Below are 13,972 nucleotides of genomic sequence, written 5' to 3' on the forward strand. Positions count from 1 at the left end.
GGCTCAAGGCAGGTCGATGAAGCCGGGAAAATTCAGGTTCTCGCCGATGCCTGTTAAGCATTCGTCAACCACTAGGCCTGAGGTCTGCGGCACCGTCTGCTGCCGCACGATGCTCTGCGCGATCTCGTAATATTGCAGCGCGCGTTGCTCCAGTGTCAGATTGTCGAGCACGAAGCCGCGCGGATCGAACCTGTCCGTCTCGCACCCCGCCCAGAAATCGTCCCAGCCCGCCTCGAACCCTGCGACGTCGGTGAATCTCAGGCCGCAACGCGAGTCCCAATACGGCACCGAGGACACCGGTCCGAACTGGACGCGGTGCGGATAATAATCGGGATCCCGCCATGGGCCGCCGGGATCCCAGGCGAATACCGGCACGCCGCAGGAGAGTGCCTGCTGATAGGCGATGCCCTGGCTCTCGTTCTGGCACAGGAAGATCATCGCGCGCGAACGCGCCAGCGCGGCCTGATAGTCCTCTTCCTTGTAGCTGCCGTAACGCAGCTCGGTGAAGGAGCGGCCTTCCCTGGCGAGGCGGGCGCGAACCGGCTCAATCAGCTCCGGCGCATAGCGCTCGCGGTCCCAATGGACCTTGTCGTAGATGAGCACGTCGACGGTCTTGTCCGCGGCGGGCGACGGTGCCCAGAGATCGGTATCGATGCCGACCGGCCAGGCCTCCGTGTCCGGCCAATACGGCCGATACATGTCGACGTACCACGGGCCGGGCACCACCACCTTCTTCACCGGCAGGCGCTTGAACAGATCGGGGTCGTCGAGCGGATGATTGTGCGCGGCGACGCCGAGCAGGATCGGATTCTTCCACGTGAACTTGTCGAGCAGGAAGGTGCGGCCGATGATGCAGGCAAGCTCGCTCGGATGCTGCGCGATGTAGCCGTAGTCGTTGACGCGGTAGCGGATGCCGAGACGGTCGAGCCCCGCGCAGAGATTGAGGAACACGCGAAGCTGGCCGCTCATGCGCGGCTCGCCGAGCAGCATGCGGCGCGCCATGCGCCGCAGATGCCGGTCGCCGGGAAACCAGCGATCGTCCTTGTCCTCGTAGAACAGATTGAGGACCATGGCCTCGGGGTCGTCGTCGAATGTCTTTGCGGGCACTGGATCCATCCGCGAGCCGTCAGATGCGCATTCTCGCATGGGACCGGCTGCCGCACTCTTCCAAATTTGCCACAGGCTTAATGCCATCGGCTTAACGCTAATTGACGAAACCGCGGGCGCACAGATCCTTGCGACAACGATTTGGCCGTAATGCGAGTATCGTTCGCGGGCGCGCCGATGTTGCAATCGCAATGCTGGTTCGGCAGATGCGCCCTGGTTAACAGATCCTTAAAGGCGAGCCGTGGCTCCGATCACCGCCGAAGACGTTCTCGATCTGCCGGCCTCCTCGCGCATCGCCCCGGCGATGCGTCTGCCGCTGCCGGCGAGCCCGACCGCTCCGGTGTCCGTCGTCATTCCCGCCAAGAACGTTGCGGCCTACATCGACGAAACCCTGGCCAGCGCGCTGGCGCAGAGCGAGATCGGCGAGGTGATCGTCGTGGACGACGGCTCGTCTGACGAGACGGTCGCGATCGTTCGCGCCAAGCGCGACCCGCGGCTGCGCCTGATGATCAACGATTCCGCCGGCGTATCGGCCGCGCGCAATCTCGGCGCGCGATATGCGAGCGGCGAGTGGCTGCTCTTCCTCGATGCCGACGACCGCCTGCGCCCCGGCGCGGCGGCGGCCCTGCTGACGGCGGCGCGCGGAGCGCCGCGCGCCGTTCTCGTTTACGGCGACTACAACACCATCGACAGCGAGGGACGGCAGATCGGCCGGCGCGAACTGCTGAAGGGCCGCCGCAAGCCTTCCGGCGACGTGCTGGCGCGGATTGCGGCCGGCAACTTCATCGTCAATGGCGGCATCGCGCTCGCGCGCGCGGAGGCTTTCCGCGCCATCGGCGGCTTCGACACCTCCCTCAGATATTGCGAGGACTGGCATTGCTGGTGCCGCCTCGCCGCGATCGGCGAATTCGAGTTCGCGCCCAAGCTTCTGCTCGACTATCGCGTGCACACCGCCAACACCATGAACGCGGCGGTACGGACGCCGCAGGATTTCTTCCCGGCGATCGCGCGCGTGTTCGACGACGGCCTGATCCTGGCGCGACTGCCCGAGGGCACTGCGGCCGGCTTGCGCCGGGCCGCCGAGATCCATCTTGTCACTTATGCGGCGATGCAGGCGGTCCGCTTCGGCCGCTACCGCCAGGCTTTCGGCTATCTCGGGATGATCGGCCGGCGCTCGCTCAGGGCGCTGCCGCGCGCAATGGCGAGGACCGCCCTCGCGCGCTTCGGCATCTAACCCGGCACACCACGTCAGGATACGATCTTCGAGGCCTCATAGGGTTTCGGCTCGATGCCGAATGCCGCGAGCAGGGAGCCGAACGCGACCAGCGTCGGATGCATCGCGACGACGACCTTCGACGTCGCGAGCAGACGCGCGGAACGAAGCAGCGACAGCGGCAAGCGCGCCAGCATCTGCGCAAATACCCGAACTCGTGCTCTCGCGCTCCGCGCAGCCTTGGACTGCACACGATAGTTGATCACGCCGATGCGCAGGCTGCGCCTGGCGATCCAGCCGAAGCGGGTGCGGCTCTGCGGCACCGTTTCGATGATGACCGCTTCCGCGCTCCAGTGGAATCTCATGCCGGCATCGCGGCAGCGCACGAAGAAATCGCAGTCGCCGCCGCCGAGGAAATTGAAGCGCAGATCGAAGGCCGGACGTTCGAACCGCTCGAACGCCGCGCGCGTGATCAGGCAATTGCCGCAGCCATAGATCAGCGGCACCGCGCCGGTGTAATCGTAGGCGGGACAGAAGGCGGGGTGGCCAGCGAGCCACGGTTTGCTGTCGTCGTCGAACACCGGCAGCACCGGCCCGCCGACCACGTCGGCGCCGGTCGCCTCCACGGTGCGGACCATCAGCTCGAGCCAATCGGGCGAAGCGACCTCGTCGTCGTCGATCATCAGGAAGCGGGTCGCCGCGGGAAACAGCGCTTGCGCCGTCTCGAACGCGGCGTTGATCGCCTGGCAATTGCCCTGCCGCTTCTCGACGAGGCAGATGCCTTGCAGCCTGCCGCTGGCGAGATACTCCGCGGCGACCGGCGCGCTCTCGCGCCGCGCGGCATCGTTCTCGACCATGACGACGGCAAAGGAGCGCGGCGTGCGCTGGTTCACGAGCGAGTCCAGCGTCAGCCGCAAATGCTGCGGACGGCGGAAGCATGGAATGCAGACGACGATGCCGACCGACAGGTCGATGACGCGCGAGCTCGCCGCGATCTCCCGGTTGGGATCGCGCACGGCGTCCTGGATACGCGTGGCGGACAGGTCTGTCGGGATCAAGGTCATAAGGTTCTAGATGTCCGAGATAGATTGAAAAAGCCCTGCTTCGATCGCACGGGATCGGCGCCGTCCCGCGGCGATACATCGCCGCGGCACGGATGCGTCCCAAAACGACCGGTCGGCGCACCGCGCAAGCCGGCTCCGAGCCGCCGACCTTCCCGCAACACTGCACTTAACCGCTTTCGCCTGTTTCTCTCGCGCAATCACGCGCGCGTGCTACTGCAATTCGCGGTCCATCGCCGCGAAGACGGCCCGACATGAACGATGCCGTAGTTAACGGCCATGCGCATTAACCCGAACGTAAGCACCGCGACGGGTGAAGCGGCGCGGCATCGGATTTGCTCTTCGGGCTCGCGAGTTTTTTCCTGTAAATTTGAATAGAACAAGCGCGGTCAGAAAAAAATGAACAAGCCAGCCACGATCGGTTTCACGGCAGTCACGCCCCTGCCCATCGCCGCTGCACAGGCGCCGGCGCTGCACGACCTCGTGCCCGGCGAAGCCCGCGACAGCCTGCTCGCCGTGCAGGACGCGCTGCGCCGCGAGCTGCCGCAGGGCCCGCTCGCGATCTATGAAGCCGGCGGCGGCTCGTGCAGCGTGGTGCCCCCGGAGTTGCTGAGCCGCAGCAAGATCACCGTGGTCGATATCGACGAGGACCAGGTCCGCAACAACACCTACGCGGATGAAGCCATCCTCGGCGACGTGCAGACCTACAGCTTCGGCAAAGAGACCTTCGACCTCGTGATCTGCTACAACGTGATCGAGCACCTGCCCCATGTCGACGCCGCGCTCTTGAATTTCCGCGACGCGCTCAAGCGCGGCGGCATGATCCTGATCGGCGCACCCAATCCGCGCTCGCTCTCCGGCGTCGTCACCAAATATTCCCCACACTGGTTTCACGTCTGGTTCTACCGGAATATCCGCGGCATCAAGGATGCCGGCCTGCCCGGCGAGCCGCCGTTCCCGACCTTCTTCCATCCGCTGGTGACGCTGCCGCGGCTCGAGGCCTTTGCCGCCGCCAATGGGCTCGAGATGATCTATCGCCGTGAGGTCGAGAGCCCGCGCTATCCCGAGATGCGCCGGCGCAAGCCGCTGTTCGCAGCCCTGGTCGATGCCGGCGCTGCCGTGCTGAATGCCGTGCTCCCGCGCGGGACCGATGTCCGCCGCGGCGACTATCACGTCATCCTGCGGAAGAGGTGACAATCATGCGCGCGCAGCCCCTGGCGGGAGAAGCGAAGCTTCGCGGCCGCGTCAGGCGCGGTAACGAACCGTTAATCTCCGACGGACCGCGTTACGGTCACGCGTCGAAGAGCGGCATGCGCTTAAACGCTTTGTTTGCCATTTCGGTGAATAGTCCCTCAATGAGTATGGTTAATTTTCCCTGTTGCGTTGATTGGGCACCTATATCCCGGGTGCGTGGCGTAAAGCGAAGAGTAACCCCTCAGCCCGCGGCCGTTGGAATGAAAGCTGGGGATCATGCTTGACTATAACCAGCCGATAGATCGCGCCAGGCCGGAGGCGCCGCAGCAGAAGCCGCAGGCCGGCTTCAGCGTGCTGGAGCTTTCCCATCTGCTCTGGCGCCGCAAGGTCACGATTGCCGCGGCCGCCCTGCTCGGCGCAACGCTTGCCGTCGGCTTCGGCAAGAGCATGACACCCCGTTACACCGCCACTGCCCAGCTCTATGTCGATCCGCGCGAGCTTCAGCTGGTCGATCGCGAGCTCACGCCACGGGCGCAGGATGTCTCCGGCATGTCCATGGTGGTGGAGAGCCAGGCGCGCCTGATCACGTCCAACAGCGTGCTGCTCCAGGTGATCCAGCAGGCCGGCCTCGACAAGGATCCGGAATTCGGCGGCAGTGACGCCAAGAGCCTGATATCGTCGCTGCTCGGCCTGATCGGCCTTCAGCCCCGCGCGCCCTCAGCCGCGGACAGCAGGGAAGTGCAGCTCGGCGCGCTCGAGGCGCTGAACAAGCACATCACCATCCGCAAGACCGAGAAGAGCTTCATCGTCGATATCGAAGTCTGGTCGATCGATCCGGCCAAGGCGGCGATGCTCGCCAACACGCTGACCAACGCCTATCTCACCGAATCCCGCAACTCGCAGGCTTCGGCCGCGCGGCGCGCCACGAACGATCTCTCCAGCCGCCTGAAGGAGCTGCGCGAGCGGCTGCGCAACGCCGAGACCGTGCTCGCCACCTACAAAGCCCAGAACAATTTCGTCGGCACTCAGGACACGCTGATCAGCGACCAGCAGCTTTCCGCCAGCAACCAGCGCCTCGCCGCCGCCCGCGCCGCGACGATGGACGCGCAGGCGCGGCTCGACCAGATCGAGGCGAGCCGGCGCACGGCGGCGGATGCCGGCGCGATCCCCGAGGCGCTGCAATCGCCGACCATCGCGAACCTTCGCGCACAATATGCCGACGCCCGCAAGAAATATGCGGAGCAGGCCGGCGAGCTCGGCCCGCGCCATCCGGCGCTGCGCCAGACCGAGAAGCAGGTCGAGGATCTCAAGCGCACGATCAACGAGGAGATCGACCGCTTCGCCCAGTCCGCCAAGAACGATCTGACCCGCGCCCGCGATTTCGAGGCCTCGCTCAACAGGGCGCTGGAAGCGCAGAAGCGGCAGAGCGTCCAGCTCAGCCAGGCCGCCGTGCGCCTGCGCGAGCTCGAGCGCGAGGCTGATGCCAGCCGCGACGTCTATCAGTCCTTCCTCAAGCGTTCGCGCGAGACGGAGGAGCAGGAGAGCCTGAACACGTCGGCCGCCCGCGTCATCGGCGAGGCCACGGTGCCGCAGCGGCGCTCGTTCCCGCCGGGAATGACGCTGTTCGCGATGATCGGCTTCATCTTCGGCGCGCTCGCCGCATCAGGCTGGTTCGTCGCCGCCGAATGTCTGCTCGCCGGCGCGGTTGCACCTGCGCCTGCACCCGCCCGTCCCCAGCGCACGCCGGCGCCGGACACCGCACGCGCACCGCAAGCTTCACGAACGCCGGAACCTGCTCCGCCGCAGCCGGTCGCACGCGCTCCCGACGTCGCGCAGGCCTTGCCCGAACTTGCCGCGCCGCCGCTGCAACCTGCGCTGGCCGAAAAGCCTGTGATCGAAAAGCCACTGATCGCACGGCTCCAGGAGGCCGACGTCATTCACACGCTCGGCGCCATCCTCGCCACCGGCGGCAGCGTCGATCTCACCCGGCTGGGCTGGCCGACGCTGCGCCCCGGCTTTCCGCTGACGAGCCTGCTCAACGCCTGGCGCGACATGCGCGCTGCCGCTGGCCGCCGCGCCGGCGGCAAGGCGATGCCGGTCATCGCGCTGGTCGGCGCCGGCGAGACCACCGAGCGCAGCGTGACCGCATTGAATTTCGCCCTCGCGGCCGCGCGCGACGGCGTGCGCGTGCTGATGATCGATGCCGATCATCTAGCGCATTCGCTCTCGAACAAGGTCAACCGCAACGGCAAGAGCGAGCCGAGCCGGCTCGGCTGGCTCTCCAATGGCAGCAAGGCGGCGCGCGAGATCAAGACGGTCAACGGCATCTCGGTTCTGCCCGCCGCCGAGGGCAATGCCGGCAAGGCGGCTGAGGCCATCCGCAAGGCGATCGCGCGGGCGCGCTCCGCCGGCGGCTATGATCTCGTGATCCTCGACGGCCCCGGGACGCCACTCGCCGCCGGCAGCCGCAAGCTGCTCGACGACACCGATGCGCTGGTGGCGGTGCTGCCGACCAGCCTCGACATCAACGACGGCCTGGAAGAGATCCTGAGCACCCTTGGCCGCGCCGAGCGCAAGCTCGTCGGCGTCGTGCTCGACGAGCTCACCCCTGCGACCCAGGCGCGCCAGCGAGGCAGACAATATGCTTGAGCGCCGCGTCAACCACGACGGAAGGGCAGCCACAGCCGACGTGCCGCGGATCACCGTCGGCGGCCTGCGCATGGCCGCGCTCGACCTGGAAGCGACCGCCGATTTCATGATCGAGGCCACCGATCCGGACAAGCGCATCGGCCGCCCGCTGTTCCTGACCTCGGCCAATGGCGAAGTGCTGGCGCGCTGCTCGACCGAGCCGCAGACCGAGCGCCTGTTCCGCGCCGCCGACATGATCAATGCCGACGGACAGCCGCTGGTGGCGGCCTCGAAGCTGCAATCCTGGTTTCCACTGCCCGAGCGCGTCGCGACCACGGACCTGTTCCATGTCGTCGCCCGCAAGGCGGAAGCTGTGGGCCGCACCTTCTACATGTTCGGCGCCAGCGAGGCCGAGAACCTCGCCGCCGTCGAGAACGTCCAGAAGATGTATCCGGACCTCAAGATCGTCGGTCGCAGCCACGGCTATCTGCGCGGTGAAGCGCTGCGCGCGAAGGTCGATGAGATCAACGCGCTCGCGCCGGATTACCTGTGGGTCGCGCTGGGGGTGCCCAACGAGCAGGCATTCGTCGAGGAATTCACGCCGCATCTCACCAATGTTGGCGTTATCAAGACATCCGGCGGCCTGTTCAACTTCCTGTCGGGCAGCCGGGCGCGTGCGCCGCTCTGGATGCAGAAGATCGGGCTCGAATGGGCCTGGCGGACCTGGCTCGAGCCGCGCCGCCTGTTCTGGCGCTATTTGACCACCAACCCCCGCGCACTCTATCTTCTCTTCAGCCGCAACCGGCCGTTCAATCGCTGAGAGAAGAGTAGAGTACGACATGACCGACCGACCGACCGTCCTTGTCACAGGAGGCGCGGGCTATATTGGCTCCCACGCCTGCCGCGCTCTGGCCGCCGCCGGCTATCAGCCCGTCGTTTATGACAATCTCTCGACAGGTCATCGCAGCTTCGTCGCCGGGCCGCTGGTGACGGGGGATCTGCTCGACGGCGCCGCGCTGGCACGCGCTTTTGCCGATCACAAGGTCACGGCCGTGATGCATTTCGCCGCCGCCAGCCTCGTCGGTGAGTCCATGACCGATCCGCAGAAATACTACATCAACAACGTCCAGGGCACGCTGTCGCTGCTCCAGGCGATGCGTAACGCGGGCTGTCATCGCATTGTGTTCTCCTCGACCGGCGCCGTCTACGGCAATGCCGATTCCAAGGAGCTCCCGGAAGACTTTCCCTGCGCGCCGATCAATCCCTACGGCGCATCGAAGTGGATGATCGAGCGCATGCTCGCCGACTATCGCGCGGCCTACGGCTTCGGTGCGTTCTGCCTGCGCTATTTCAACGCCAGCGGCGCCGATCCGGCCGGCGGCATCGGCGAGCTGCGCGACAACGAGACCCACCTCATTCCACGCGCCATGATGGCGCTCCAGGGCCATGTCGAGTTCGCCGTGTTCGGCGACGACTACGACACGCCCGACGGTACCGCGATCCGCGACTACATCCATGTCACCGATCTTGCCGCAGCGCATATCGCCGCGCTGAAGCTGCTGGAACAGGGGCATGCCGGCGGCAGCTTCAATCTCGGCACCGGCGCCGGCTTCTCGGTGCGCGAGATCCTCGACGCCATCAAGCGGGAGACCGGACGCGAGGTGCCGCACACCGTCAAGCCGCGCCGTGCCGGCGATCCCACTTACCTGGTCGCCGACCCCTCCGCCGCGCGAAAAGTGCTGAATTTCGTGCCGCGTCACTCCGACCTGCCGACGGTGATCCGCACCGCCTGGGCCTGGCACCAGAAGGCGCATCCGCTCAAGGTCCGTTAAGCAACCGTAACAGCCGTAGCTTGCCTGGCGCACCTCCAGGGGGCTAGGATGCCTGTTCATTGCCGCCGTTGGCGTATTGCCGGCGGCCGCCATTCAGGCGTGGCCGACGATGATGTCGGCATGCATGGCTCACCTCATGTGCGCGAGCCGATTTTTCCGAACGCCAAGGTCGCGATCAAATCCGTACGTCGGCCTGTCATCGGATGCAGATTCTGGGAGTATCGACCGCATGCATCAGGCTGCACGCCTGGAGTTCGAGCGCGTGATGGATGAGTTCGTCCGCTGGCATGTCGTGCCCGGGGACGAGCGCTCGCCCGCGCCCGCCTGGTGGTGGGGCCCTGCCATGGCCGTGGTCGACGACGAGGAGCCGATGAACGGAACATGGTGCGCCGCGCTCGGCTTGAACGAGGGCGCGAGCTTCGCCGACGGCGGGCGTACGATTCTCGCGCTGTTCGTCGAGCAGACGTCGTTGACGGGACCGCAGGATTTTCCAAGCAAGGCGGAAGCCGGCGAGCACGACACCCGCGAGCTGCACCCGCAGCCGTTAGATGACAGCGCGTTTCAGCCCTGAGGCCGCGGCTTCGCCGGAGACCGGCTCGGGCTGGAGCGGCGGCGCGACCGGCAGCACCATCGGCCGCAGCAGCTCGGCCATCTGCCGCGCCGGCAATGGCTTGGAGATCAGATAACCCTGCATCTCGTCGCAGCCATGGGTGCGCAGGAATGCCTCCTGCTCGGCGTTCTCGACGCCTTCGGCGACGACGGTCATGCCGAGCGCCTTGCCCATGCTGATGATCGCCTGCGCGATCGCCTGGTCTTCCGAATCCTGCGGCAGGTCGCGCACGAAGGAGCGATCGATCTTGATGGTGTCGATCGGGAAGTGCTTCATCAGCGACATCGAGGAATAGCCGGTGCCGAAATCGTCGATGGCTAGGCGAATGCCGCGGCTCTGGATGGCATCGAGCACCTTCAGCGCGCGTCCGACATTGCGCATCATCATGCTCTCGGTGACCTCGAGCTGGAGCAGCACCGGCGACATGCCCGAGGCCGCCAGCGCCTCGTCGACGTCCTGCAACAGATGCTCGTCGGCGAACTGCCGCGGCGACAGGTTGACCGCCATTGACAGCGGCAACAGGCCGCGGCGCTGCCAAGCCATCGCCTGCGCGCAAGCCTCGCTCAGCACCCAGCGGCCGATCGGCACGATCAGGCCGGTCTCCTCCGCAAGCGGAATGAACTGGGCCGGCGAGACGCTGCCGAGATCGGGATGGGTCCAGCGCAGCAGCGCTTCGACACCCGTGATCTGGCCGGTCTCCCTGTCGACCTTGGGCTGATAGTTCAGCGAGAACTGCTCGCGCTCCAGCGCGCGGCGCAGCGCGCTCTCCAGCGACAGCCGCTCGATCGACTGCGTCTTCACTTCCTTGGAGAAGAAGCGATAGCCGTTCTTGCCGTCTTCCTTGGCGAGGTACATCGCCATGTCGGCATTCTTGGTCAGCGTCTGCGCATCCGAGCCGTTGGCCGGATACATCGCGATGCCGATCGACGCCGTGGTGTGGCATTCGTGGCCGGCGAGCTCCATGGGCTCGGCCAGCGCGGTCAGCAGCCCGGTCGCGATGCGCTGAACGTCGTCGATTTCGCCGCACTGGTCGAGGATCACCACGAACTCGTCGCCGCCGAGGCGCGCGACGACGTCGCTGGCCCGCAACGCGCCGCGCAGCCGGTTCGCGACTTCCAGCAGCAGCAGGTCGCCGGCCTCGTGACCCAGCGAATCGTTGATGACCTTGAAACGGTCGAGATCGATGAACAGCACCGCGAAGCGCTGATCGTGGCGCTGCGCCTCGTCGATCGCCGCCCGCAACAGCCCGTTGAAAGTCTCGCGGTTCGGCAAGTCGGTCAGGCTGTCATGCGAGGCGAGATACTCGATGCGCTCGTCCGCCTGGTTCTTCTCGTCGGCGCGGTCGAAATTCTCCATCGCAAAGGAGACATTGTCGGCGAGGCGCTGCAGCAGCTCCACGAATTCGGACGTGAAGGTCGCCGGTTCGGTCGACATGTAGATCATGACGCCGACGGCCTGATCGTGTGCGATCAGCGGGAACGCCGCACCCGACCGCGCGCCATCGCCGCGGACGATGGCATGGAAGGCGCGGACGCGATCGTCGTTGAGATAGTCGTTGCTGATGCAAGGCTGGCGCGTGCGGAACGCCGTGCCGCTCATGCCGCGCCCTTCGGGACGCTCGGGATCGATGGAGAGGCGCACGTTGCGCGTGGTGTTAGCGGACGGTCCGGCCGCGGCCACGATCTCGAGCTGATCGCTGTCGGGCCTCGCCAGCGCGATCGTGGTCGAGGTGAACTTGGCGCCGTTCGATGCGGCGACGCAGACAAGGTCGAACAGCTCGGCGCGCGACTTCGCCCGCATGATCGCCTCGTTGGTTGCGCTCAGCGCCGCGAACATGCGCGTCAGGCGCTCCTTCTGCGCCTCGGTGCGCGCCTTTTCCTCGGCGCGCTCGAAATTGTCGAGCGCGAACGACACGTTCTCGGCAAGCCGCCCCAGCAGCTGGACCAGATCCGGCGTGAACGCGCCTTCGTCCGGCGAGAGGAACAGCAACACGCCGACCGCCTCATGTCCATTGCTCAGCAGCGGAAAGCAGGCGCCCGATCTGGTGCCCTGGATGCGGGCGATCTGGTGCCAGTGCCTGGTGCGGACGTCTGTGAGGAGCTCGTTGGCAACGCAAGGCGCGCGCGTACGGAAGCAGGTGCCGGTCAGTCCGCGGCCCTCTGGGTCGTCGGCCGACGTCGAGAACCGCCATTGCTTGACCTGATAGCAACTCTCGCCTTTGGTCATGGCGATGTCGAGATAGTGTCCGGTCGCGTCCACCGTGGCGATGGTCGCGGAGGAGAAGGTGCCGCCGAGCACCGCCGCTTCGCAGACGACTTCGAACAATTCGGCGCTGGTCTTGACCCGCATGATGGCTTCGTTGGTTGCGCTGAGCGCCTCGAGCATGCCGCGCAGACGATTGCGCTGCATCTCGGCCCTGGCCTTCTCGTCGGCGCGGTCGAAATTCTCCAGCGCGAAGGCGACGTTGGCCTGGAGCTTGCGCAGCAGCTCGACCAGTTCTTCCGTGAAGGTGTCGCGCTCCGGAGAGTTGAACAGGATATGCCTTCGACCGTGTCGCCGTTGAACAGCGGCAACGCCGCGGAGGACGCGATGCCGCTGCGGCGGGCGATGGCCTGCCACGGCGCTATGCGGTCGTCCGCGAGCACGTCGTTGCTGACGGCAGGCTGGCGCGTGCGGAACGCGGTCCCGGTCAGCCCACGCCCCTCCGGCACCTGGTCGGAGGTGGAAAACCTGAAGTTACGAACCTGATCGGCATTCGGGCCATAGCTGGCGACGACGCGCAGCAGCTCGGCGCGATGGTCGACCAGCGCGATGCTGACCGAGGTGAACTTGACTCCCTTGGCGGTTGCCTCGCAGACAAGCTCGAACAGCTCCGCGCGCGAGCGCGCGCGCAGGATCGCCTCGTTGGTGGCACTGAGCGCCGCATACATGCGCGCCAGGCGCTCCTCTTCCGCGGCGATCCTGGCCTTCTCGGCCTCGCGGCCGAAATTCTCGATCGCGAAGGAGACGTTCTCGGCCATTCGCAGCAGCAGCGCGACGATCTCCTCGTCCTTGGCCCAGGAGCGGCTGATGAAGAACAGCAACACACCGACACTCTCGCCTTGCCTGATCAGCGGGGCGACGACGCAGGCTGCGACGCCGGTGTTGACATTGGCCTGCTCCCAAGGCGAGCCCCTGGTGCGACTGGCGAGATCGTCCTCGACGATGGCTTTCTGCGTGCGGAACACCTCGCCGGAGAGACCCTTGCCGTAGAGATTGTCCGGATCGATCGAATAGCGCGCCTGGGTGACCAGATGCAGGTTCTCTCCGGTGGAGGCGACCGGGACCATCCAGTGCGAATCGGGCTCGCGCAGCAACACGATGGTTGCCAGCGACTTGCCGCTGTGCACGGCGGCATCGCAGACGAGCTGATAGAGCTCGATGTCGGTCTTGGCGCGCAGGATGGCTTCATTGGTCGCGCTGATCGCGCCGAACATGCGGTTGAGTCGCCGCATCGCCCTCTCGCCGGACTGCCGCGCAGCCTCACGCGCGAAATTGTCCAGCGCATAGGAAATGTTCGCCGACATGCGCTCGAACAGCGAGACCATCTGCTCGTTGAGCGAGTTGGCCTCGCTGCGGGTCACATAGAGCACGCCGACGCTCTTGCCGTTACAGAGCAGCGGCAGCGCGGCAGCCGCGCCAATATGGGCGCTGGCCGCGCCCGCGCGCCAGGCCAGCGACCGCGGATCGTTGAGATAGTCGTTGCTGATGCACAGCTTCTGATCGCGAAATGCCTCGCCGCCGACGCCCGATCCTTCGGGCGTGCCGGCTTCCGTGGTGATCAGGAGCGAGCGCAGCCGTGCAATATCGTCGCCGCAACCGGCGGCGAAACGCAGCCGCTGACCACCCGCATCCACCAGGAAAACTGCGACGGCCAGAAAGTCCCCGCTCGAAAATCCCGCGTCGCAGACCTTCTGGTACAGCTCGTCCGGCGATTTCGCGTAGAGGATCGCTTCATTGATGGCGCTCAACGCCGCAAAGGTGCGCGCGAGTGTCGTAGGCACGTTCTTAGCTCCCGGGCATTTCTGCCTATTTCTCCCGGCGCCTTTATGAATGGCGATCGCCTAAGTGGTCGTTATTGCCTGCGGCAAACCATCGATCAAAGTGAACGAGCTGCGAACGCGTGGCGCTAAACTCACGAAAATACCGCCGCACGGGACGACCCTTCGACCGAAGGCGCGTTCTCTTGACGAATTTGCAGCCCTGTATTGGTTTACGGGAGATTGATATTGCTCCCGCGCTTTGAGACGATGGCGTCCAACAACCAGGCCCGTTAAGGGCACGAAAG

At 65.9% G+C, this 13,972-nt stretch carries 8 protein-coding genes and 1 pseudogene; 6 read left to right on the forward strand and 3 right to left on the reverse strand.

Annotation, left to right across the window (positions count from 1 at the left end):
- Positions 1 to 3: 3 nt before the first annotated feature.
- Positions 4 to 1,107: a glycosyltransferase gene (locus AC5V87_RS35555; RefSeq protein WP_495369251.1), complete on the reverse strand. Its 1,104-nt coding sequence runs from the start codon at positions 1,105 to 1,107 to the stop codon at positions 4 to 6.
- Between the two features lie 304 nt (positions 1,108 to 1,411).
- On the opposite strand from AC5V87_RS35555, the gene AC5V87_RS35560 reads away from it, so the two are divergent.
- Positions 1,412 to 2,341 carry a glycosyltransferase gene (locus AC5V87_RS35560; RefSeq protein WP_456843533.1) on the forward strand — a complete coding sequence of 310 codons (930 nt, stop codon included), beginning with the start codon at positions 1,412 to 1,414 and terminating at the stop codon, positions 2,339 to 2,341.
- A 14-nt stretch (positions 2,342 to 2,355) separates the two neighbouring features.
- Here the strand turns inward: AC5V87_RS35560 and AC5V87_RS35565 are convergent, their stop codons facing one another.
- A complete protein-coding gene (locus tag AC5V87_RS35565) occupies positions 2,356 to 3,384 on the reverse strand; it encodes a glycosyltransferase family 2 protein (RefSeq protein WP_495369252.1) in 1,029 nt (342 codons plus the stop codon).
- Between the two features lie 396 nt (positions 3,385 to 3,780).
- Here AC5V87_RS35565 and AC5V87_RS35570 point away from each other — a divergent pair, with 396 nt between their 5' ends.
- The 5 genes from AC5V87_RS35570 (at position 3,781) to AC5V87_RS35590 (ending at position 9,606) form a co-directional block, all read left to right on the forward strand.
- Positions 3,781 to 4,575 (forward strand): class I SAM-dependent methyltransferase, encoded by a 795-nt coding sequence (locus AC5V87_RS35570; RefSeq protein ID WP_495369253.1) that lies wholly within the window; start codon positions 3,781 to 3,783, stop codon positions 4,573 to 4,575.
- 276 nt (positions 4,576 to 4,851) lie between these two features.
- Complete coding sequence (locus AC5V87_RS35575) at positions 4,852 to 7,224, forward strand: exopolysaccharide transport family protein (protein ID WP_495369254.1); 2,373 nt, start codon at positions 4,852 to 4,854, stop codon at positions 7,222 to 7,224.
- Positions 7,217 to 8,023: a WecB/TagA/CpsF family glycosyltransferase gene (locus tag AC5V87_RS35580; protein WP_456842488.1), complete on the forward strand. Its 807-nt coding sequence runs from the start codon at positions 7,217 to 7,219 to the stop codon at positions 8,021 to 8,023. The genes AC5V87_RS35575 and AC5V87_RS35580 overlap by 8 nt, the downstream gene beginning before the upstream one ends.
- Positions 8,024 to 8,042: 19 nt before the next feature.
- Entirely contained in the window at positions 8,043 to 9,035 is a 993-nt protein-coding gene (galE, locus tag AC5V87_RS35585) for a UDP-glucose 4-epimerase GalE (protein ID WP_495369255.1), read from the forward strand.
- Positions 9,036 to 9,264: 229 nt separating this feature from the next.
- A complete protein-coding gene (locus tag AC5V87_RS35590) occupies positions 9,265 to 9,606 on the forward strand; it encodes a hypothetical protein (RefSeq protein ID WP_495369256.1) in 342 nt (113 codons plus the stop codon).
- On the opposite strand, the pseudogene AC5V87_RS35595 reads toward AC5V87_RS35590, so the two are convergent.
- Positions 9,580 to 13,688, reverse strand: a pseudogene (locus AC5V87_RS35595) (bifunctional diguanylate cyclase/phosphodiesterase). The gene AC5V87_RS35590 and the pseudogene AC5V87_RS35595 overlap by 27 nt on opposite strands.
- Positions 13,689 to 13,972: the final 284 nt, after the last annotated feature.

The organism is Bradyrhizobium sp. SOJA106, from assembly GCF_059448745.1.